This is a genomic window from Actinomadura sp. NPDC048032 (assembly GCF_040653175.1).
Taxonomy (GTDB): Bacteria; Actinomycetota; Actinomycetes; order Streptosporangiales; family Streptosporangiaceae; genus Spirillospora; species Spirillospora verrucosospora.
Genome location: NZ_JBEZJP010000060.1, coordinates 1 through 20,955 on the forward strand (window position 1 = coordinate 1; position 20,955 = coordinate 20,955).

Annotated in this window: 21 protein-coding genes and 1 riboswitch; of the genes, 13 read left to right on the forward strand and 8 right to left on the reverse strand. The window is 72.7% G+C overall.

All coding sequences use genetic code 11. The features are described 5' to 3' along the window. The 3 genes from AB0C69_RS11335 to AB0C69_RS11345 form a co-directional block, all read right to left on the reverse strand. Positions 1–297, reverse strand: a 297-nt coding sequence (locus AB0C69_RS11335) for a hypothetical protein (protein ID WP_360352645.1), incomplete at its 3' end; no start/stop codon positions are given. A gap of 250 nt (positions 298–547) precedes the next feature. After that, positions 548–679, reverse strand: coding sequence for a hypothetical protein (locus AB0C69_RS11340; protein ID WP_360352647.1), 132 nt, complete (start codon positions 677–679; stop codon positions 548–550). A 119-nt stretch (positions 680–798) separates the two neighbouring features. Then, the gene (locus AB0C69_RS11345) at positions 799–1,236 is read right to left on the reverse strand and encodes a peptidase inhibitor family I36 protein (RefSeq protein ID WP_360352649.1); all 438 of its coding nucleotides are present in this window, start codon (positions 1,234–1,236) and stop codon (positions 799–801) included. Positions 1,237–1,414: 178 nt separating this feature from the next. On the opposite strand from AB0C69_RS11345, the gene AB0C69_RS11350 reads away from it, so the two are divergent. Further along, complete coding sequence (locus AB0C69_RS11350) at positions 1,415–2,713, forward strand: cytochrome P450 (RefSeq protein WP_360352651.1); 1,299 nt, start codon at positions 1,415–1,417, stop codon at positions 2,711–2,713. A gap of 4 nt (positions 2,714–2,717) precedes the next feature. On the opposite strand, the gene AB0C69_RS11355 is transcribed toward AB0C69_RS11350, so the two are convergent. Beyond that, positions 2,718–3,902, reverse strand: a complete 1,185-nt coding sequence (locus tag AB0C69_RS11355; RefSeq protein ID WP_360352653.1) for an FAD-binding oxidoreductase — start codon at positions 3,900–3,902, stop codon at positions 2,718–2,720. Positions 3,903–4,089: 187 nt separating this feature from the next. On the opposite strand from AB0C69_RS11355, the gene AB0C69_RS11360 reads away from it, so the two are divergent. From AB0C69_RS11360 to AB0C69_RS11385, 6 genes are all read left to right on the forward strand, one after another. Beyond that, entirely contained in the window at positions 4,090–4,737 is a 648-nt protein-coding gene (locus AB0C69_RS11360) for a TetR/AcrR family transcriptional regulator (protein WP_345173082.1), read from the forward strand. Positions 4,738–4,768: 31 nt separating this feature from the next. Then, the gene (locus AB0C69_RS11365) at positions 4,769–5,053 is read left to right on the forward strand and encodes a GlsB/YeaQ/YmgE family stress response membrane protein (protein ID WP_360352656.1); all 285 of its coding nucleotides are present in this window, start codon (positions 4,769–4,771) and stop codon (positions 5,051–5,053) included. 226 nt (positions 5,054–5,279) lie between these two features. Continuing rightward, positions 5,280–5,519: a DUF485 domain-containing protein gene (locus AB0C69_RS11370; protein ID WP_345173085.1), complete on the forward strand. Its 240-nt coding sequence runs from the start codon at positions 5,280–5,282 to the stop codon at positions 5,517–5,519. Next, positions 5,516–7,180: a cation acetate symporter gene (locus tag AB0C69_RS11375; RefSeq protein ID WP_360352658.1), complete on the forward strand. Its 1,665-nt coding sequence runs from the start codon at positions 5,516–5,518 to the stop codon at positions 7,178–7,180. The genes AB0C69_RS11370 and AB0C69_RS11375 overlap by 4 nt, the downstream gene beginning before the upstream one ends. Before the next feature lie 187 nt (positions 7,181–7,367). Continuing rightward, a complete protein-coding gene (locus AB0C69_RS11380; protein ID WP_360352660.1) occupies positions 7,368–9,650 on the forward strand; it encodes a S8 family serine peptidase in 2,283 nt (760 codons plus the stop codon). Positions 9,651–9,757: 107 nt separating this feature from the next. Next, positions 9,758–10,054, forward strand: coding sequence for a hypothetical protein (locus AB0C69_RS11385; protein ID WP_353831324.1), 297 nt, complete (start codon positions 9,758–9,760; stop codon positions 10,052–10,054). Here AB0C69_RS11385 and AB0C69_RS11390 read toward each other — a convergent pair. Further along, positions 10,051–10,665 carry a MarR family transcriptional regulator gene (locus tag AB0C69_RS11390; RefSeq protein WP_345173091.1) on the reverse strand — a complete coding sequence of 205 codons (615 nt, stop codon included), beginning with the start codon at positions 10,663–10,665 and terminating at the stop codon, positions 10,051–10,053. The two genes, AB0C69_RS11385 and AB0C69_RS11390, sit on opposite strands and share 4 nt — an antisense overlap. A 319-nt stretch (positions 10,666–10,984) precedes the next feature. Between AB0C69_RS11390 and AB0C69_RS11395 the strand changes: the two genes are divergently transcribed. The 3 genes from AB0C69_RS11395 to AB0C69_RS11405 all read left to right on the forward strand — a co-directional run bounded on the left by AB0C69_RS11395 (position 10,985) and on the right by AB0C69_RS11405 (position 13,494). After that, positions 10,985–11,314 (forward strand): DUF3263 domain-containing protein, encoded by a 330-nt coding sequence (locus AB0C69_RS11395; protein WP_345173093.1) that lies wholly within the window; start codon positions 10,985–10,987, stop codon positions 11,312–11,314. Between the two features lie 19 nt (positions 11,315–11,333). Beyond that, positions 11,334–12,155: a trehalose-phosphatase gene (gene otsB, locus AB0C69_RS11400; protein WP_345173094.1), complete on the forward strand. Its 822-nt coding sequence runs from the start codon at positions 11,334–11,336 to the stop codon at positions 12,153–12,155. Between the two features lie 208 nt (positions 12,156–12,363). After that, complete coding sequence (locus tag AB0C69_RS11405; RefSeq protein ID WP_360352664.1) at positions 12,364–13,494, forward strand: hypothetical protein; 1,131 nt, start codon at positions 12,364–12,366, stop codon at positions 13,492–13,494. A gap of 52 nt (positions 13,495–13,546) precedes the next feature. On the opposite strand, the gene AB0C69_RS11410 is transcribed toward AB0C69_RS11405, so the two are convergent. After that, positions 13,547–14,155: a PadR family transcriptional regulator gene (locus tag AB0C69_RS11410; protein ID WP_360352666.1), complete on the reverse strand. Its 609-nt coding sequence runs from the start codon at positions 14,153–14,155 to the stop codon at positions 13,547–13,549. A 183-nt stretch (positions 14,156–14,338) separates the two neighbouring features. Further along, the gene (locus AB0C69_RS11415) at positions 14,339–16,378 is read right to left on the reverse strand and encodes a serine/threonine-protein kinase (RefSeq protein ID WP_360352668.1); all 2,040 of its coding nucleotides are present in this window, start codon (positions 16,376–16,378) and stop codon (positions 14,339–14,341) included. A gap of 52 nt (positions 16,379–16,430) precedes the next feature. Here AB0C69_RS11415 and AB0C69_RS11420 point away from each other — a divergent pair, with 52 nt between their 5' ends. Both AB0C69_RS11420 and AB0C69_RS11425 read left to right on the forward strand, forming a co-directional pair. After that, a complete protein-coding gene (locus tag AB0C69_RS11420; protein WP_089313869.1) occupies positions 16,431–16,982 on the forward strand; it encodes an RNA polymerase sigma factor in 552 nt (183 codons plus the stop codon). A gap of 86 nt (positions 16,983–17,068) precedes the next feature. Continuing rightward, on the forward strand, positions 17,069–18,094 hold the full coding sequence (locus AB0C69_RS11425) for a sulfotransferase (RefSeq protein WP_345173102.1): 1,026 nt from the start codon (positions 17,069–17,071) through the stop codon (positions 18,092–18,094). Positions 18,095–18,158: 64 nt separating this feature from the next. Here the strand turns inward: AB0C69_RS11425 and AB0C69_RS11430 are convergent, their stop codons facing one another. Continuing rightward, entirely contained in the window at positions 18,159–19,652 is a 1,494-nt protein-coding gene (locus AB0C69_RS11430; RefSeq protein ID WP_360352671.1) for a trehalose-6-phosphate synthase, read from the reverse strand. Positions 19,653–19,772: 120 nt separating this feature from the next. On the opposite strand from AB0C69_RS11430, the gene AB0C69_RS11435 reads away from it, so the two are divergent. Then, positions 19,773–20,708: a cation diffusion facilitator family transporter gene (locus AB0C69_RS11435; protein WP_360352673.1), complete on the forward strand. Its 936-nt coding sequence runs from the start codon at positions 19,773–19,775 to the stop codon at positions 20,706–20,708. Positions 20,709–20,802: 94 nt separating this feature from the next. Next, a riboswitch (SAM riboswitch) is annotated at positions 20,803–20,943 on the forward strand. The last annotated feature ends 12 nt before the right edge of the window (positions 20,944–20,955 follow it).

A 20,955-nucleotide genomic window follows, 5' to 3' on the forward strand; every position in this document is an offset into this window, starting at 1 on the left:
GGTGCCGCCGATGCCGGTGATGATGTTGCCCACGGCGTCGACGCTGAGGTCGCTGTTGATGGCGGTCGTGATGACCGCCGTGAGGGTGACCGAGCCGGCCACCAGGTGCTTCTTTCCCTCGGCGGGGTTCTTCGCCAGCCGAAGGACGATCCTGTAGCCGCCGAGGACCAGGCCGGCCCCCAGAGCGGTGAAGATGAAGTGGGCCCTGTCGCCGGAGACGAAGACGACGAGGGTGACGAAGGCCGCGACGGCGATGACGACGCGGTTGCGCTTGAGCATGGCGGTGATGTTGTCCATGATCGGGTTTCCTTTGCGTGAAGGGCCGCGCTGAGCACGGCTGTGATAATTGGGTTTGTCGGAATACGTTCGCGCTGAGCACGCCTGCGGTACTGACCGTCCCGAGGGGCGCCCACCGCGCAAGCGTCCGGTGGGGACCGATCTGTGGCCTCTGGTCGCGGAGGCGGGGGCCCGGAGCGGGGCATGGCGTGAAACAAGCCGGCTCCCCGCGCACAGCGCGGGGAGCCGGTGGTTCAGTTGGAAAGGCAGGTCAGCTCTTCGCAGCGTCCCTCGCCTGCTCGGCCTCTTTCTTGGTGTCGTAAGGCCCTGAGATCTCCCTGTCGGTGCCGGCTTCCAGCACCCACCACTTCTTCAGCCTGCGTTTGCGCACATGCGTGTCCACATCGTCCTCCTTGCTTTGCGTCGCCGCCCGCGCCTAGTGCGGACGGTCGGTTCCTTACCGTGTTGGTCTTGTGGCAGTGCGCAAGGGAAGTGGATCGGAGGAGCCCGGCCTCTGGGGCGTCAGGCCCAGTCGACCAGGTCCACGGTGTCGTTGTCGGACGGCGGCTCCTCCAGGGGCTGGCCGGGGTACAGCGGACGGACCTTGCCGTTGTCCTCGTCGATCAGTACGGCGAGGCCGTGGGTGTTGTTGACCCACGAGGAGACGTTGTTGGCGGCGGTGTCGTCGCCCATGGGCAGGTCCTTGAGGTCGACCTTGTAGCCGGCGCCGATGCCGTAGGCCGGGCCCCGCCGGTTGTAGTCCCGGTAGAGGCAGAGGGTGGCCGGGGGGCAGCCTTCTGCGTCGCCGAGCTTGACGACGCCGGGGGGAAGGTCCGCCTCGGCGGTGCGCGTCGTGACCGTGGCGGCCTGGGCCGCGGTCGAGACCGCGGGGCCGGTCACGGTGGCGCAGGCGGCCAGGGCGGTCGTGGTCACCAGGAGGCGCGCTTTCCAGTTGGCCATCGGGGGGTTCTCCGTTCGTCTGTGTGGTTGGCGGCTTGAGTGACGCCGCGCGACCACAGTTGCACGGAGAGTGACAGTGCGTCAGCTCGCAGTGATGGCCTTATGCGGTCAATCGACTACTGATAGTGAGATAGGGCGGAGGGTTGTCGGGGGTTGGGGCGGTTCCTACGGTTGAGGCATGGACGGACGGGGTGTGCAGGGGCCGGGGGCGGTCGAGGCTGTTCGGTGGTGGGGCCGGATGGCCCGGAACCCGCTCGACACCTACGGGGCCTTGGCCAGACGCTACGGAGACACCGTGCGGGTGCCGTTCGGACGGAACCGGGCGTTCTTCCTTCTATCGCGTCCCGAGCATGCCGAACGGGTCCTCGTCGCCAACCAGGACAACTACGTCAAGGCGTTCACGTATCGGCCGCTCCGGGCCGTTCTCGGGGACGGTCTCCTGACCAGCGAAGGCGGGACGTGGCGGCGGCATCGGCGGGTGGTGCAGCCGGTGTTCGCGCAGCGTCATGTCGTCGGGTTCGCGCCGCAGATGGTCGATACGGCCGCGAAAGCCGTCGAACGGTGGCCCGACGGGGTCGCGCTGGACGCGGCGAGGGAACTGCGACGCCTCACGTTGGGCATCGTGGGACGGGCGTTGTTCGGCAGCGAGCTCGAAGGGGAAGCCGAGAAGACGGGGCGGGCGCTTGAGGCACTCCAGAGAGCGGCCGTCGTCGGCACCTTCCTGCCCGGGGCGGCCGCAAAGCGCGGCGTGTATCAGCGGGTGCCGGGGCTTGGGGGTGCGCTGGAGCACCTCGACGGCATGGTCCAGCGGGTCGTGCGGGGCTCGTCCGGCGGCGAACTGTTGAATCTGCTCAAGGAGAGCGGTCAGTTCAGCGAGGCGGAGCTGCGCGACGAGGTTCTCACCCTGTTGTTGGCCGGTCACGAGACCACGGCGGCTTCGCTTGCCTGGACGTTCATGCTCCTGTCGAAGTACCCGGCGGCCAGGGACCGCCTAGAGGACGAAGTAGACGAGGTTCTGGGCGGCAGAGAACCGACGGCAGAGGACGTCGACCGGATGCCCTGGACGAAGGCCGTCCTGTCCGAGGTGATGCGGCTCTGTCCACCTGCCTGGACGATCGAGCGTGACGCCCTCGAAGACGACGACGTCGCCGGGGTGCAGGTGCCGGCAGGCTCGACGATCGCCGTGCCGCCTTACTTGATCCATCGGAACGCCGAGGTCTGGCCGAATCCGGAGGGCTTCCAGCCGGAGCGGTTCATGGGGGAGCAGACACATCCCCGGTACGCGTATCTGCCGTTCGGTGGAGGGCGCCGCATCTGCGTGGGCGCCGGTTTCGCGATGCTGGAGGCGACCCTGGTGCTCGCCACCATCGCCCGGACGCACCGGCTTGACCTGGTACCCGGTGTGACCGTGCCCGTCCGGGCGGAGATCACGTTCCGTCCCGCGGGGGCCCTTCCGATGCGGGTCGTGCGGAGGTAGCCGCTCAGGCGGGCCGGATGTTGTGGTTGCGGTGGAACACGTTCTGCGGGTCGTAGGCGCGCTTGACCTCGCGCAGCCGCCGGAAGTCCTCCGGGGTGTAGGCGGTGGCCGTCCTGGACGTGTCGTGCAGGAAGTTCAGGAACGAGCCTCCGGTCGCGAAGGCGGCGAGCGGAGCGGCGTCCGCGGCGGAGCCCTCGATCGTGAGGGAGAACGGGACGTCCCGGTGCCCGACGGGGCCGGCGCCTGGGGCGGGACACGCCATGGCGCCGCCCCAGTGCCGCACCTCGATTCCCGAGGCGTCGCTGCGGGCGATCGCAGAGATGAGTGCGTCGGGTAGGTCGGCGTACAGGTGGAAGTGCAGGGGCGGAGTGCCGCCCAGCGACTCGGTCTCGGCGTAGGGCATCGTCCGGAAGCTGTCATGCAGCGGCGGGCCCGCGACCTTCAGGAGGGAACGCAATGCGCGCGCGCCGTCTTCGGCGGTTCCCGCATAGACGGCGCGGAGGACGACGACCCGGCCGTGGTCAGCGTGGTTGGCCAGCGTCACTGAGACGGAGAGCGCGTCGGGGCGCGTTGCGGCGTCGTCCCGGAACTGGGCGAGGATCTCGGCGGCCCGTTCGGCCGGGAACAGCGCGACTCCCGCGTAGACGGTCGAGACGGGGTGGAGCCGGAACTCCAGGGACGTCACGACGCCGAAGTTGCCGCTGCCACCGCGCAGTGCCCAGAAGAGGTCGGGGTGGTGGTCGGCGTCGGCGGTGAGGAGCCGGCCGTCGGCGGTGACGAGCTCGGCGCGCAGCAGGTGGTCGGCGGCGAAGCCGAACCGGCGGGACAGCCAGCCGACGCCGCCGCCGAGGGTGTAGCCGGTGACGCCGACGGAGGCGTGCGAGCCCGACAGCGGCGCCAGGTCGAGGGGCGCGGCGGCGGCGATCACGTGGTTCCAGCGGGCCCCGGCCTCGGCGCGGGCGACGCGGCGGGACGGGTCGACCAGGACGCGGGACATGCGGGACGTCCTCAGCAGCAGCCCCTCGTCCGGCGGGACGACCGTGCCGTGCCCGGTGGCCTGGACGGTCAGGGGCAGCCCGCGCTCGCGGGACGCGAGGACCGCGGCGCGGACGTCCGCGGGGCCGGTGGCGTCGACGGTCGGCGGCTCGGCGGAGCGAGTCCGGGCGGGGGTCCGGGTGGCGGCATTCATGATCTATTCCTTCCGGAGGTTTATTCTCCACTTATTCGCACCGTAGCACTAGCCGGAGGGTATGTCTCCGGTTAGTGCCGGACTTTCTCGGTCCCTCCGCTCGGGGACGCTTTAGTCATAGATCTCGATAGTCACTAACCGTGACTAAAGGAGATTCGGAGGGCGAGCCTCCACTACGCTGGGTTTCATGGGTGCGAAGCAGCGGCCGCTGCGGGCCGACGCGCGGGACAACCGCGACCGGATCCTCGCCGCCGCCCGTGAGGTGTTCGTCGAGCAGGGACCGGGCGCTCCGCTGGAGGAGATCTCGCGGCGCGCGGGCACCGGCATCGCCACCCTCTACCGGCGCTTCCCGGACCGGCGGACGCTGACGAGGGCCGTCGCCCTGGACGCCCTGGAGCGCACCAGGGACGAGGTCAGGCGCGCGCGGGACGAGGAGGGGACCGCCTTCGACGCCCTCGTCCGCTACATGCACCGCGTGCTGGACATCCGCATCGGCGCCGTCTTCCCCGTCCTGCTGGACCAGATCCCGTTCGACGACGCGGAGATCGCCGCCACCCGCGAGGAGGGCGTCGCCGTCATGAAGGAACTCGTCGCCGCCGCCCAGGAGGATGGCGACCTGCGTCCGGACGTCACCCACGGCGATGTCGGCATGCTGCTCGTGCGGTTGTCGCGCCCGCTGCCCGGCCCGCTGCCGCGGGAGACGGGCGAGGAGCTGGCGCACCGGCACCTCGACCTGCTCGTCGACGGCCTGCGCGCCGGACGCCCCGGGGAGCTCGGCGGCCCGGCGCTGACCTTCGACGACCTGCGGTCCATGGGAGACGGCCCGAAAAGGTGACGTTCGGGCCTGAACGGGCACAGGCGAGGACATGAACATCACAGGCATCATCAGCGCGATCGTGATCGGCGCGATCATCGGGGCGCTCGGCCGGCTGCTGCTGCCCGGCCGCCAGCCCATCGGCGTCCTCCTGACCGTGCTCGTCGGCATCGTCGCCGCGATCATCGGCACCGCGATCGCGCAGTCGGTCGGCGTCGCCACGACCAAGGGGATCGACTGGATCGAACTGGTCTTCCAGATCGGCCTGGCGGTGATCGGCGTCGCGATCGTCGCCGGCCTCCGGGCCAGACGCGGCCATCGCCGCTACGAACGCTGACCGCCGTTCCCCTCCTCACCTGCACGGTCGCGGCCGCCGCTCCAGCACGGCGGTCGTTTGGCCGTCTCCGGCCGCCGTCATGCGGATCTCGTCAAACGGCGCTTGCGGTCGGCGAATCTTTGCTCTCATAGGGCGACCGAAAGGACGCGGAGAGTAACGAAGGGGCAGGGGGAGACCGATGGCGGGGGGACTTGCGCCAGTTGCGGGATATGAGAGGTTCCTGCTGTTGCGGCGGCGGTTCCGGCGGGCGGCGGCCGTGGTCGCGGCCGGGTTCCTCGGGTGGTATCTCGTGTTCGTCGGGCTGGCCGCGTTCGCGCGCGGGTTCATGGCGCGGACGGTCGCCGGGAACGTCAACGTCGCGCTGCTGCTGGGGCTGCTGCAGTTCGTCTCGACGTTCGCGCTGACCTGGGGCTACCTGGCGTACGCGCGCAGGCGGCTGGACCCGCTGGCCGGGGAGCTCCGGTGACGGGGCGCGCTCTGACGTTCGGGCTGTTCCTGGCGTTCGTCCTGATCACGCTGGCCATCACGGTGCGGGCGCGGGCGACCACGCGCGGCGCCGACGACTTCTACGCGGGCGGGCGGACGTTCACCGGCCCGCAGAACGGGATCGCGCTCGCCGGCGACTACATGTCGGCGGCCTCGTTCCTCGGCATCGCCGGGATCATCGCGCTGAACGGGTACGACGGCTTCCTCTACTCGATCGGGTTCCTCGTGGCGTGGCTGCTCGCGCTGCTGCTGGTCGAGCTGGTCCGCAACGCGGGCCGGTTCACGATGGGGGACGTGCTGGTGCGCCGGGTGCGGCGCCAGGCGCCGGTGCGGCGGGCCGCCGCCGTGTCCACCGTGACCGTCTCGGTGTTCTACCTGCTCGCGCAGATGGTCGGGGCCGGGGCGCTGGTGTCGCTGCTGCTCGGCATCCACCGCGGCGAGCGGTTCCTCGGGATGGGCGCGGGCACCGCGAAGACCGTCACGATCGTGGCGGTGGGCGCGCTGATGATCCTCTACGTGGCGTTCGGCGGCATGAAGGCCACGACCTGGGTGCAGATCATCAAGACCGGGCTGCTGATGGCCGGGGCGGTGGTCCTGACGGCGCTGGTGCTCGGCAGGTTCGGGTTCGACGCCGGCGCGATGCTCGGGTCGGCCGCCGACGCGAGCGGGAAGGGCGAGGCGTTCCTGCGTCCCGGGCTCCAGTACGGGCGGGACGTCCCGGGCGACGCCTACCGGACCGTCGTCAACAAGCTCGACTTCATCAGCCTCGCGCTCGCCCTCGTGCTCGGCACGGCGGGCCTGCCGCACGTCGTCTCGCGGTTCTTCGCGGTCCCCGACGGGCGGGCCGCGCGCACGTCGGTGTCCTGGGCGATCGGCCTCGTCGGCGTCTTCTACCTGATGACGCTCGCGCTCGGCTTCGGCGCCGCGGCCCTGGTGGGCCGGTCCGCGATCGTGGCGCAGGACCCGTCCGGCAACACCGCGGTGCCGCAGCTCGCGCAGGCCGTCGGGCAGCACGTCGGCGGGCGGGCCGGCGGGGACGTCCTGCTGGCGTTCATCGGGGCGGTGGCGTTCGCGACGATCCTCGCGGTCGTGTCCGGGCTGGTGCTGGCGTCGTCGGCGTCGCTGGCCCACGACTACTTCGGCCAGGTGCTGATGCTCGGCCGCCCGCGCGAGTCGCAGGAGGTCGCGGTCGCGCGGTTCGCCTCGTTCCTCGTCGGCTCGCTGGCGATCGTCCTGGCGGTGATCGCCCGCGACCTGAACGTGGCGTTCCTGGTGGCGCTGGCGTTCGCGATGGCCGCCTCGGCGAACGTCCCGGCGATCGTGCTGTCGCTGTTCTGGCGCCGGTTCAACTCCGCCGGGGTCGTCGCGGGCATCTACGGCGGCCTGATCGGGTCGCTGGTGCTGGTCCTCTTCTCTCCCGTCGTCTCCGGCAAGGTCGATCCGGTGACGGGGGAGAGCCTGTCGCTGTTCCCCGCGGGCGTCGACTTCCACCTGTTCCCGCTGGAGAACCCGGGGCTCGTGTCGATCCCGATCGGGTTCGCGTGCGCGGTCGCCGGCACCTTCGCCGGACGGGAGAAGGCCGACCGGGAGCGTTACGACGACCTGTCGGTCAGGGCTCTGACGGGTGCGGGATCACAGTGACCCGGACGGCGCGCACGGGTTAGCATGCCGTGCCCGGTTTGATTACCCGCGAGTAAAGGCTGGTCCGGGAAGATCCGCGCTGTCCGGGCCCGTGCCCTAATGTGCCGAGTGCCCGGGCCAGGGGCGGTTCGCGTGGCAGAATGTCACCCGCCGTGGAGCGCGGCGGTCAGCCAGAGGGAGGGGCGGCGTGTCCGAAGCCGGTCGGCGCCGTCCGGCGCACCCCCGGCCGGCCGTGCCGTTGCTCCGGCTCGGCGCCCGGACGACCGCGGCCCTCACCGCGCTCACGCTCGGCGCCGCCGTGGCCGTGCCCGCGGCGATCGTCTCCGACTCCCCCGCGAAGGACCGGACCGTGCGCGGCGCGTCGGCCGGCGCCGTGGCGGGGCCGCTGCTGAACGCGCCGACCGACCAGATCCGCTCCCGCGAATGGCACCTCGACGTCCTGCGCGCCCAGAAGGCGTGGCGGTACTCCAGGGGGCGCGGCGTCACGGTCGCCGTCCTCGACACCGGCGTCGACCGGCGCCACCCCGACCTCACCGGGCGCGTCGTCACCGGCCCCGACCTGACCGGCGGCGTACGCCGTCCGGGCAGCCGCTACTGGGGCCTGCACGGGACGTCCATGGCCAGCATCATCGCGGGTCACGGCCACGGTCCCGAGCTGTCGCAGGGCATGATGGGCGTCGCCCCGCTCAGCAACGTCCTGTCCGTCCGCGTGACGCTGGAGAACGACGACCCGCTGCGCCGCGACAACGGGCAGCAGCCGGGCGCCGGCGGCGACCGCGACGCGGTGGCCCAGGGCATCCGGTACGCCGTCGACCACGGCGCCGGGATCATCAACATGTCGCTCGGCGGCGGCCGCCAGTCCTACAACGGCACGCCCTCGCAGGAGAAGGCGATCCGGTACGCGCTCTCCAAGGGCGTCGTGCTCATCGCCTCCGCCGGCAACGACGGCTCCGGAGCGAACCGCAAGAACTTCCCCGCCGCCTACCCGGGCGTGATCGCCGTCGGCGCGCTCGACCGCCGCCTGCGCCTCTGGAAGGACAGCAACCGGCGCTCGGGCGCCGCGGTCTGCGCGCCCGGCGTCGAGATCGTCAGCGCGGACGCCAGCAACGGCTACGTCGTCGGGACGGGGACCAGCGCCTCGTCCGCGATCGTCGCGGGGGTCGCCGCGCTCGTCCGCTCCCGCTACCCGAGGCTGAGCCCCGAGGAGGTCCGGCGGGCGCTCATCCAGGGCTCGCCGGCCCGCGCCGCCCACCCCACCGGGTCGCCCGAATGCCGCGGGACGGTCGACGCCGTCCGCACCCTCGTCGCCGCCAACCAGATCAACAAGACCTCCAGCGGGCCGGTGGAGACGCCGCCGCCCGCGGCCGCGACGCCGCGGCCGGCCGCGCAGCGCGACGACCGCGACTCCGGCGTGCTGTTCCCGCTCGTCCTCGGCGGCGGGGGGCTGCTGGTCGTCCTCGGGCTCGTGCTGGGGTGGCGGCAGCGGCGGCGTCCCGAGGAGGACGGCGGCGACACCGACGCCGTCGCCGACTACGGCCTGCCGTCGGCCCCGGCCGCGCCGCGCGAGCCCGCGGCCACCGTGCCCCCGGCCCCCGCCGAGATGTACGCGGCGCCCGTGGTCGCACCGGTCAACGCGCCGCTCTTCCAGAACAACGAGGTCTACCCGGCCCCCGCCTTCGAGGAGCCTCCGCCGCCGGCCTCCGCGCCGCGGGACGCCCTGCTCTGGGAGGCCCCGCGGCCCGAGCCGGGCCCCGCCGCGTTCCCGCCGCCGGACCCCGCTCTCCCCGAGCCCCCGCCGCCGTCCGGCTGGGACGGGCGGCCGACGCCTCCCATCGAGCCGAAGCAGCCGCCGGTCATGCCGGGCGAGCTGCGCCCGTTCGATCCCGGCGAGTTCACCGCGGGCGGGCACGGGACGCACCAGAGGCATGACCCGCTCAACGGCCACGACCCCCTCAATGGGCACGATCCGCTCAACGGCCACGGCCCGCTCAACGGGCATGAGCCCCTCAACGGGCACGACCCCCTGAACGGGCACGACCCCCTGAACGGGCACGACCCGCTCAACGGGCACGACCCCCTCAGCGGACACGATCCCCTCAACGGGATGGGGCGCAACGGCGCCGGGCTGAACGGGGCGGCGCGGGACGAGCCGTCCGTCCTCGATGACGACGACTGGGACGCCTTCCGCCGGGGCGCCCTGGAGGCGCCGGACGTCCCCGGGCCCGCGACGGATCCGCTCGCCGCGGTACCGCCGGAACCGCCCGGCGAGCCGCCGCTTCCGCCCGTACCTCACGTGGACGAGGCGCCGGCCGAGGCGTTCCCCGACGTCCCGCCGCCCGGCCTGGGCGGCGCCGAACCGCCGGAAGGGCCCGTCCCGCCGCCCGACCCCGCCGACGGCGAGCCGCGCGGACGGCACTCGCGGCCGCCGCGGCCCGGCGAGGACGAGGAGTACCGGCCGCCCTGGTGGTGAGCGCGGTACTCCGGCGGGCGTAGCGAGAGTGCCTCCAGCCGGACGATGCGGCCCCCCGGACCTCTCGCCGAGCATCGACTCATCCGACACAGGAAGGTCGATGAACCATGGTGACGATGTTGGCGACGCAGGCGGCCGCGATGCACCCGGGCGGCTGGCACGACGGGGACGCCCCCGCGTTCTGGCCGGTCTTCCCCATCACGTTCGGCCTGTTCTGGCTGGCCGTGCTCGGCACCGCCTTCTACCTCATCCGGCGCCGCATGCACGACGGCGCCGCGGCGGCCAGGGCGGCGGCCGACCCGATGACCAAGGCGCGCTCGGTGCTCGCCGAGCGGTTCGCCCGGGGCGAGATCGACGAGGACGAGTACCACGTCCGCATGTCCGCCCTGCGCAACGGTGCCTAGTCGGCGGCCGCCTCCTCGAAGATGCGGTCGATGCCGTCCGGGTACATCGGTGCCCGGACGGCGGCGTCGGCGAAGCGGGTGAGCAGCCGCGCGAACTCGGTGCGCTCCCGCTCCGACCAGTCGGCCATCAGGTCGTCGAGGTAGGCGCGGCGGAACCGGTCGGAGACCTGCTTGACGCGCCGCCCGGACTCGGTCAGGCCGAGGTTGGCGCGGCGCGCGTCGACGGGGGAGGGGCGCCGGGACACCAGGCCGGCGTCGATGGCGTGCCCGACGAGGCGGCTCGCCGTGGACGGGTCGATCTCCAGCCGTTCCGCGACCGCGCCGACCGTGACCTCGCAGGACGGCTCGTCCGGGGGCGCGCAGTCGGTGAGGGCGGCGACCGCGTTCACCACCATCAGGTTCGACAACTGCAGCGGGCGCCCGTCCGCGGCGGTGGAGGTCTGGGCGCGGACGCGCTTGACGAGGTCGGGCTTGGCCCACACGCGGCGCAGATGGAACAGCGCGGTCGCGATCTCGGTGAGGGAGCCGTCGGCGGGGGGTCCGGGAGGGCTCCCGTCCCGAGGCGCGGCCCGCTCGGCGGTCCGTCCCGTGGCGGAGGTCTCCGTCGCCATGCAAGGTCTCCGTTCCGAACGCCGGACGCTGCGGATCACCTACTCTAACGTATGCAGCGTACATATGTTTCATCGTGACCTGAACGCCGTTGCCGGTGAGACACACGGAGCGAAAGAGCCCCAGGTGAACGGGGATGTGATGCACTGAACCACCGGCGACCGTTCACCGGGATCCGCCGGAACTTGTCCGCGCGGACGCGTAGCATGGCTCCCGCCCGAACCCGGACGACCCGGGATCAGTAACCACAGAGGGGACCTGATGCGAGCGGCGAACGCCCCCGGTGACCCCCGCGGTGACGTCCCCCCACAGGACCGAACCATGGACGACGGCCGCCCCCCGGCCGAGCCCGGCCCCGCCGAAGCGGAGGGCGCGGCGGACGACGCCGCGTTCAGCGCCGGCGGGCTCTCCGAGCGCGACCGCCGGATCCTCGCCTTCGAACGGCAGTGGTGGAAGTACGCCGGCGCCAAGGAGCAGGCCATCCGCGAGACGTTCGACATGTCGGCCACGCGGTACTACCAGCTCCTGAACATCCTGATCGACCGGCCCGAGGCGCTGGAGTGCGACCCGATGCTCGTCAAGCGCCTGCGCCGGATGCGGACACAGCGGCAACGAAGCCGTGCCGCGCGGCGGCTCGGCATCCGGCCCTGACCTGGCCACCATTGGTCACGTGAACTCTCCCCGCTCTTTGACGGCCGCAGGCGCCGAAGGACTTGACGCCATCCGCGACGACCCGGCCGGGGCCGTGCTCGGCTTCGACTTCGACGGCACCCTGGCGCCGATCGTCCCCGACCCCGCCTCGGCGAGGGCCCATCCGGACGCCGCGCCGGCCCTGGCCCGGCTGGCCCCGCTGGTCGGCTCGCTGCTGATCGTGACCGGACGTCCCGCCGCCGTGGCCGTCGAGTACGGCGGCTTCGAGGGCATCGACGGGCTCGTCGTGCTCGGGCAGTACGGGCTCGAACGCTGGGACTCCGGCACGCTGACCGTGCCGGAGCCGCCGCCCGGCGTCGCCGAGGCCCGCGCGAAGCTGCCCGGCGTCCTCGCCGCCGCCGGCGCCCCGCCCGAGACGTTCGTCGAGGACAAGGGGCAGGCGCTCGCCGTCCACACCCGCCGGTGCGCCGAACCGCAGGTCGCGCTGGACCGGCTGCGCAGCATCCTCGCCGCGCTCGCCGAGCGGACCGGGCTGTCGGTGGAGCCGGGACGGTACGTCCTCGAACTGCGCCCGCCCGGCATGGACAAGGGCAAGGCGCTGCGCGCGTACGTCGACGACCGCGGGACGCGCCCCTCCGCCCTGCTGTTCGCCGGGGACGACCTCGGCGACCTCGCCGCGTTCGACGCCGTCGACGCGCTGCGCGCCGAGGGCGTGCCCGGCGTGCTGGTGTGCAGCGGCTCGACCGAGGTCACCGCGCTCGCCGACCGGGCGGACCTGGTGGTCGACGGGCCCGCCGGCGTGGTCGACCTCATCGGCTCGCTCGCCGACTCCCTCTCCTGACTCACTCCAACGGCCTCCGGCGCCGCCCGGGGCGCCGGAGGCCGGAGTAATTGTCCGTCAGGTGACAAGACTCCCGGCTCGACTTGTCGCATCTCGCGAGACTCCGGGGGCCGGTGTGGCGGTGGAAGGCGATTAGGTCAAAATGTGGTGAATTGTGGGGAGTGTGGTTCGCGGGGAAGCCGCACGAGGGACATCGGGAGGCGAGACGGTGGACACGGAACCGGGACTTCCGCGCCGTCCAGGCGAGATCAGGCACACGCCCTCCCAGGGCATCCCGAGGGCCACGCCCAGAGAGGGGACGCCGGTCCGCCCGCCCGGCGCCCACGTCCCGCCCGGCGTGCACGTTCCGCCGGGCCCTCCCATCCCGCCGGACGCCCCGACGCGTCCGATCGTCCACACCGCGCCGGCCGCGCATGCGCCGCCGCGCGTCTGGGGCACGCCCCCGCCGTCGCCCCCGCTGCCGCCGCCGTCGCCTCTCGAGTCGCCGCGGTCACGCGCGGAGCCGCCGCTCGGCGGGTCGGAGTGGGCCGCCGTGCCCGAGGCGCAGGACGCCTACTCCGAACCCGAGGAGCGGTCGTCGGCGACGGGGCCGATGGGCGTCCGCGAGACCAGCGGCGTCCAGGTGCGGCTCGGGCCTCGCGAGCGCGAGCGCGAGCGCCGGGAGCGGCGGCGGAAGGGACGCCGAAGCGGGCTGGTCGCGGCGGGCGTGCTCGTCCTGGCCGGGTTGGTCACGGCCGGGGTCGTGCTGACGCCCGGCTCCGGCGACGAGGGCGCGACCGAGGCGGCCCCCGCCGCGGGCGAGCGGGCGCCGGGCGGCGCCGCCAAGCTGCCGCCCGCGGGCGCGCCCCTCACGATCGGCACCGCCGACGGCTCCCGGTACAGGATCGCCGCGGTGACGTCCGGGATCAGCGACGGCGTGGGGACGGCGTCCCGGTCCACGCCGCCGTCCGGGACGGCGTTCCCCTACATCGAGTACATCCTCGCCAACCCGAGCGGCGAGAAGGTCCTGCTCGACTTCCCCGGCGACGTGTTCGTCCGGCGCGACCTCGTCACGCCGGCGGCGCGGGGGCGCTGCATGCCGCAGGCCGGCGTCCCCGAGGGCCTGTGCACGCCGCCGACCGACAGCCAGGTCGTGCGGCGGCTCGCGGGCGGCGCGCTGGTCGCGGGGGAGGGCGGTGACAAGTACCTTCCGCCGGGCTCGGCGTACCTGGTCCGCGCGACGGTGGGCGTCCCGGTCGACCGCCGCGTCAGGCGTTCGGACATGGCCCTGTACGTGTGGAAGCAGCTGTACATGGCCGACCGGCTCGCCAGGCAGGCGCCGTTCCCGAAGGGAAAATGAAACCGCCGTGACCTGGGCGGCCACGGCGGTTCCGGTCGGTGCTCCCTGAGGTTCACTCGGCTTCGGGGTCGTCGGCGAGGATCCCGTACAGGCGGCGGCGGGCGTCGTTGACCACGTCCAGCGCGCGCGCCTTCTGCGCCTCGCTGCCCACGGACATCACCTGCTGGAGGGCGCCCATCAGCTGGCCGACGGCCTCGCGCCCGCGCAGGACGTTCTCGCCGGCGGCCTCGGTGACCTCGTCCCAGGGGGCGGTGGTCTGCGCCGACGCCTCCTCCCGGCCGGAGTCGGTGAGGGAGAACAGCCGCTTGCCGCCCTGCTCCTCGCTGCTGACCAGGCCCTCGTCCTCCAGCATCTGGAGGGTCGGGTAGACCGAGCCGGGGCTCGGCCGCCAGACGCCGCCGGTGCGGCCGTCCAGTTCCTGGATCATCTCGTAGCCGTGCATCGCCCGCTCGGCGAGCAGGGCGAGCAGCGCCGCCCGGACGTTGCCGCGCCGGGTGCGCCGCCCGCGGCCACCGCGTCCGCGATGGCCGGGACCGAAGCCCGGGCCGAAGCCGGGTCCTCCCGGGCCGCCGGGCCCCCACGGGCCGAACGGGTCGCCGCGGCGACCCCGCTCCTCCGGTCGCCTGAAGCCGCCGCGCCTTCTCATCGTGTGCTCATGCATCGCAGTCTCCTTGGTTGTTGATCGGTTGCGATGCCTCAACGATATATCGTTAACATGTCGCGATGCAACACTGTGACGCGAATCACTGCGGAGTGCGCCCGCGCCGAACGGAACGAGGCGCGGAGCGGGGGCCGCTCCGCGCCTCGATGCGCGGGTCTTCGTGGTACCGGTCCGAGCCCCGGGTCAGGGGCCGGTGACCTTCAGGTTGTCGAGGATGTCCTTGGTGGCGTCGCGGCCGTCGGTCTCCTTGACCCGGATCCACAGGCCGAACTTGCCGGACTTGTCCTTGAGGCCGACCTCGGTGACCGACGGCGTGCCGGTCTTGCAGGCGGTGAAGCGGGTGATCGTCCCGCTGAGGGCGCCGTCCGGCGTGGTGTAGTTCTCCGGCGCGGCCTTCGTGCACTGCGGGTGGACGGCGGCGCGCGGCGGCGGGAGCTGGTTCGCACCGAGGTCGGTGGTCACGCCGACGAACACGCCGGGGCCCTTGCCGTTGCCGAGGAACGCGGCCTTGTCCGGCGTCGCGCGTAGCACCGGGCGCGGCTGGCCGTCGGCGAGGCCGACGGCGGACGGCGTCCACGTCGGCTCCTGCCCCTGAACCGGCCACGCCTTCGGCACCGCGGTCCTGATCTTGCCCGAGCCGTCGGCGGCCGCGACGAAGTCCTTCGGGACCGCCGGCTTCTTGTCCTTGCCGTCCTTGCCGCCGTCGTCGCCGCCGGAGAACATCATGCCGAGCGTCAGGCCGCCGATCACCGCGACCACCAGCACGACCGCCGTGATGATCAGCGGCGTGACGAACTTCTTCGGGGCTCCGCCGCCGCGCGGCCCGCCCTGCCCGCCGCCCTGGACCGGCCCCTGCGGCGGAGGCTGGAAACCGGTCGGCGGGGGCCCGTAGGGCTGCTGGCCGCCCGGGCCCATCTGCTGCATCGGCCCGCCCTGCGGGGCCCCGCCCTGCGGCGACTGGGCCGGGAACGCGGTCGTCTTGTCGTCCGGCCCCTGCGGCTGGTTCTGCGGCGGCGCCTGCGGCTGGCCCTGTGGCGGCGGACCCTGGTAGGCGATCGTCGGGTTGTTGTCGTTGTCGGGTGATGTGGGCGCCTCCACCTGGGTGAAGGGGGTGGAGCGCCCGCTGGGCCGGTCGACGACCGTCACCTCTTCGGACGGCGTACTGGGCGGGACGCGTATCTCGGACGTGTGGAGGTCGTCCTCGCCGGGCCGGTCGAACCGCGTGTGCATGCCGGGCTGCGCGCTCGGGCCCGCCGGCGCGGCAGGCTGCGCGGGATTGGGCTGCGGGGGCCCGGGTTGCTGCACGGGAGGGGGCTGCTGCTGGACCTGGACGCCCTCGCGGTAGAAGTCCTGGACGGTCGCGTCGGCGTCGATCTGCGGCTCGGGCGGCGGGGGCGCCGTCTGGGCGGGCGCCGGCGCGGCCTGCGCGGAGGTGGGCCGCAGCGTCGACAGCGCCTCCGCGAACGCCTCGGCGGTCGGCCACCGCTTCTCCCGCTCGACCTCCAGCGCCCGCAGGACCACCTGGTCGAACGCGGGGGGCAGGCCCTCGCGCAGCTCGCTCGGCGCCTTCTTGACCGGCGCCGGGCCCGGGGCCCGCCCGGTGAGCATGTGGTAGGTCAGGGCGCCGAGGCCGTACACGTCCGCGCGGATGTCGAGCCCGCCGCCGAACCGCGCCTGCTCGGGCGACATGTACCCGGGCGTGCCGACCGGAAGGGTGAAGGCGCCGGACGCGTGCGCGAGCGCCTTGGCGAGGCCGAGGTCGGCGATGAGCAGTTTCTCGCCGCCGTCCGGCGTCGACTGGAACAGCACGTTGGACGGCTTCAGGTCGCGGTGGATGACGCCCAGCGTGTTGATCACCTCGACGCCGTAGGCGATCTGCTCGGCGAGCGCCACCGCCTCGCTGACCGGAAGTGGCCGCTCGCGCATGCGATCGCCGAGCGTTCCGCGGTCGGCGTACGACATCACGAAGTAGGGGCGCCCGTCCGGGAGCTCGCCGATGTCGTGGACGCGGACGAGTCGCTCGGAGTCGGCGCGGCGCAGGATCCGGGCTTCCTCGAGGAACCTGTTGCGCACGTCCAGATCGTCGATCAGGCTGCCGTTCAGGACCTTTATGGCGACCTGGGACTCGAGGGCGTCGTCGTGCCCCAGCCATACAGAGGCGAACGCCCCCGACCCCAGGACGCGATCGATCCGGTAACGGCCTACTGATGGTGGGAAAGACACTCCCGTATCATCCCAACAACGGGGTGAGCGCGCGAACGAGCAATGAGGCGGCATGGCATTCGACGAGAGGACCGAGGAGTTGGCGGTCAAGGCCGCGCAGGGCGACCAGGGCGCCCTCAACGAGCTCCTCCGCAAGATCGAGCCGGACGTGCTGCGGCACAGCTCCCGGTTCCTGCCCTGCCGACAGGACGCCGAGGAGGCGTGCCAGGACGCGCTGCTCCAGGTCGCCCGGAACATCCACCGGTTCGAGGGCCGGTCGCGTTTCAGCACCTGGCTGCACGTCGTCGTCGCCAACTCCGCCCGCTCCACCTACCGTTCGCTGAAGCGGCGTTCGGTCGAGCAGGCGGGCGAGCTTCCCCAGCAGCGTCCCGACCCGCGCCGGACGAGCGTCATCGCGGGTTCCCGGGTCGACATCCTCGACGCCATGGAGGACCTGGAGGCCCGCAAGCCCGACCTCATCCAGGCCCTGGTGCTGCGGGACGTCTCGCAGCTGGAGTACGCGGAGATCGCCGAGCAGCTCAAGCTCCCGCTCGGCACGGTCAAGTCCCGCATCCACGAGGCGCGCAAGCAGGTGAGGCAGACGCTCGGCGAGTCCTACACCTGACCGCCGGTCAAGGGTGGGTCATCGGACCGTAACAGTGGGTGCAGAAGCCGGGTTCTGAACTGGGCTTCTGCACCAGCATGCGGTGCATGCCACCAGGACCGGCCCTCCGCCGCGATCGTCCGATCTTCATCTTCGGCTGTCCTCGCTCGGGCACGACGCTGCTGCGCCTGATGCTCCACTCGCACGCCCGCATCGCGATCCCGGCGGAGACCCGGTTCGTCCTGCCCGCCTATGCGGCGAGGTGCGACTACGGTGACCTCCGGGACAGCAAGAACAGGCGGATGCTCGCGGAGTGGATCGTCGGAGAACGCGCCACCAAGGTGCGGGCGCTCGGCATGGACGCCGACGGGCTCGTGGAGGAGATCGCCGACGGGCCTCCGACGCTCGGCTCGGCGGTCGGCATCGTCTTCCGCGCCTACGCCCGCCTGCACGGCAAACCGCGCTGGGGCGACAAGCGCCCGAGCTACTCCCAGCACGTCGGCACACTGTTGCGGATGTTTCCCGACGCCCAGTTCGTCCATCTTGTCCGGGACGGCCGGGACTGCGTCGCGTCGCTGATGGAGATGCCCTGGTTCGACGCCGACATCCACCACGCCGTGTCCGCCTGGCGGGAGACGATCGACCGCGGCCGCCGGCTCGCCGAGCGCCTCGGCCCCGACTCCTACTACGAGCTGCAGTACGAGCGGCTCGTCGCCGACCCCGCCGACGAGCTGACCCGGCTCTGCGGCTTCCTCGGCGAGGACTTCGACCCCGAGATGACCCACCCGGAGGGGCTGGCGAAGCGGATCGTCCCGTCCACCAGGAAGTGGCAAGGCCGGACCCGCGACGCCGTCACGACCGACCGCGTCGGATCATGGGCCGAGCGCCTCGACGCGTGGGAGATCAGCCTGGCCGAGGCCGCGTTCGGCGAGCGTCTCGCCGAGTACGGCTACGAGCCGAGCGGCCTGCCGAAGCCGTCCGCGGCCCTGCTCGCCCGCTTCACCCGCACCGCCGCCCACCGGCGCATGGCGCAGAGCAAGGCCGCGCTGCGCGAGCGGTGGAGGCAGCACCACGAGCCGAACCCCGTCGAATGCCTCCTCACCGCCGAGCAGTCCGCCGGCAGCGCCCCCTGACCGGACCCGCGGCGTGTTGCCCTGACGCCCGCAGAGCAGCACGCCGCTCCCATTCCGCGGGGAGCTAGTCCAGCGCGGCGAGCTGGTCGGCGAACCAGCGCTGCGGGGGCAGGGCGGTCGCGGCGTCGGCGAGGCGGGCGCAGCGCTCGGCCCGCCGGGCGCGCGGCATCAGCAGGGCCTGGCGCAGGGCCTCGGCCGTCTGCGAGACGTCGTAGGGATTGACCACCAGCGCGTCCTCGGACAGCTCCGCCGCCGCGCCCGCCTCTCGCGACAGCACGAGCGCGCAGCCGTGCCGCGACAGGACGGGCCCCTCCTTGGCGACCAGGTTCATCCCGTCCCGGATCGGGTTGACGAGCAGGACGTCGGCCAGGCCGTAGGCGGCGAGGGAACGCGGGTAGTCGTCGTTCACCTGGAGGATCAGCGGGTCCCAGTCGGCGGTGCCGAACTCGTCGGTGATCTGCCCGGCCATGCGCTGGACGGCCGCGGTGTACTCCCGGTACTCGGGCAGGTCGTAGCGGGACGGGTAGGCGAACGCGAGGTGCACGACGCGTCCCCGCCACTCGGGATGGTTGACGAGCATCTCCCGGTACGCGGCGAGCCCGCGCACGATGTTCTTGGACAGCTCCGTCCGGTCGATCCGCACGATGAGCCGGCGGTCGCCCACCTGCTCGCGCAGCGCGCGGGCCCTCTCGACGACGTCCGGTTCGGCGGCGCGCCTGCGCAGCGCCGCCCCGTCCACGCCGAGACCGTGCACACCCACGCGCGTGGTGTGGCCCGAGCAGGAGACCGTGTGGGCCACGCGGTCGACGCGCGCGCCCGGTAGCAGCTCGCAGCAGTCGAGGAAGGCCGACGCCCACCGCTCCGTGAGGAAGCCGGCGTGGTCGGCGCCCAGGATGCCGAGAAGGACCTGCGCGCCGATGTCGTCCGGGAGCAGCCGGAAGTACTCCGGCGGCGCCCAGGGCGTGTGGGAGAAGTGCACGATCTTCAGGTCGGGGCGCCGGTCGCGCAGCATCCGCGGAGCGAGCGACAGGTGGTAGTCCTGGATCGCCGCCTTCGCGCCCTGGGCGGCGTCGCGTGCGAGGGCGTCCGCGAAGGCCGCGTTGTACGCCTCGTAGGACTGCCAGTCCCGCCGGGCGCGGGCGTCGAAGTGCGGGCTGCGCGGCGTGTCGTACAACAGGTGGTGGACGAACCACAGCGTCGAGTTGGCGACGCCGTTGTAGGCGCGGTCGAACGTGGCCGCCGGGATGTCGAGCATGCGCACCGCCGCCCCGCCGGTCTCGTACCCGGCGAGGTCGAGGCGGCCGTCCGGGGAACGGCGCGACGCCGTGCGGTCGGCCTCGCCGAGGCTCGCGCACACCCAGAGCACGTCCGCTCCCGTGGAGGACGGCTCCCGCGCCGTCTCGGCCGGACGCGGCGGGCCGGGGTCGCGCGGGGCGCCCGTCACGGCGGCGAGGCCCGACACGAGACCGCCGCCCCCGCGCCGCATGGTGAGCCCGCCGTCGTCCGACAGCGAGAACGACACCGGACCCCGGTTCGAGGCCACCAGCACTTGGCTCATACGGGAAGGGTCTCAGTTGCGGCCGAGGCGCATCAAAGTGACCCGCGAGGTGGCCGGCATCGCCCGCCCTTGTGTCCGTTCCGCCCGATTAGTCATCCGCCCAGGGGGTATCCGGCGGCCATGAGCAAGTCCGAGACGACGAAAACCGTGCTCGTCGCCGGTGCCGCGAACCTCATCCTCGCGATCACGAAGCTGTTCGCCGGCCTGCTGGCCGGGTCCAGCGCCATGCTCGCGGAGAGCGCGCACTCGGTGGCGGACACCCTCAACCAGGGCTTCCTCTACACCTCGCTCCGGCGCAGCGAGCGGCCCCCCGACCGGCGCCACCCCTTCGGATACGGCAACGAGCGGTACGTGTGGTCGCTGCTCGCCGCGTTCGGCATCTTCGTGGCCGGCGCCGGATTCTCGATCTTCGAGGGCATCCTGACCATGACCGGTCACGGCGGCGGCGGGACGACGGTGTGGCTCGCCTACGCCGTCCTCGGCCTCGGCGCGGTCCTGGAGGGGACGTCCTGGATCCGCGCCTTCTACCAGGCCAAGAAGGAGACGCGCGACAGCGACCGCGACCTGGTCGAGCATGTCCGCAAGTCGCCCGACGTGACGTTCAAGACCGCGCTGTTCGAGGACACCGCGGCGATGATCGGCCTCGCGCTCGCCGCCGGCGGCCTCGTGATGCGCCAGATCACCGGGTCGGAGTTCTGGGACGGGCTCGCGTCCGTCCTCATCGGGATCCTCCTGGTCGTCCTCGCCTTCTCGATCGGCCGGGAGAGCATGGGCCTGCTCATCGGCCAGGCGGCCGACCCCGCCGAGCAGCGCGAGATCCGCGCCGAGATCTGCGGCGCGCCCGGCGTGACCGGCGTGGACGAACTGCTCACCATGCACTTCGGCCCCGAGCAGATCCTCGTCGCCGCGAAGGTGCACTTCTCCGACGACATCAGCGCCGACGAGGCCGAGGACGTCGCCGGCGAGATCGACCGGCGGCTCCGCGAGCGCGTCCCGACCGTCCGGCACGTGTTCCTCGACCCGACCCAACGGGTGATCAAGACACCCGCCGGGTAACGTCTCAATCGCTGGACCCGCCTGTCTGGCATCCGGTCAGTTCATGTAAAGTCACGCATACGAGTTCAAAGCTCGTAGATCGACAACTTCATAACGCTCATCCAGAGGGGTGGAGGGACCGGCCCTGCGAAGCCCCGGCAACCACCTGGCTGCGGCGCGTCGCGATCCTGCGAGGCCGGCCGGGAGATGGTGCCAACTCCGGCCTGCGACCAAGGTGGCGCAGGGAAGATGGGGAGAAAGGCCTCGC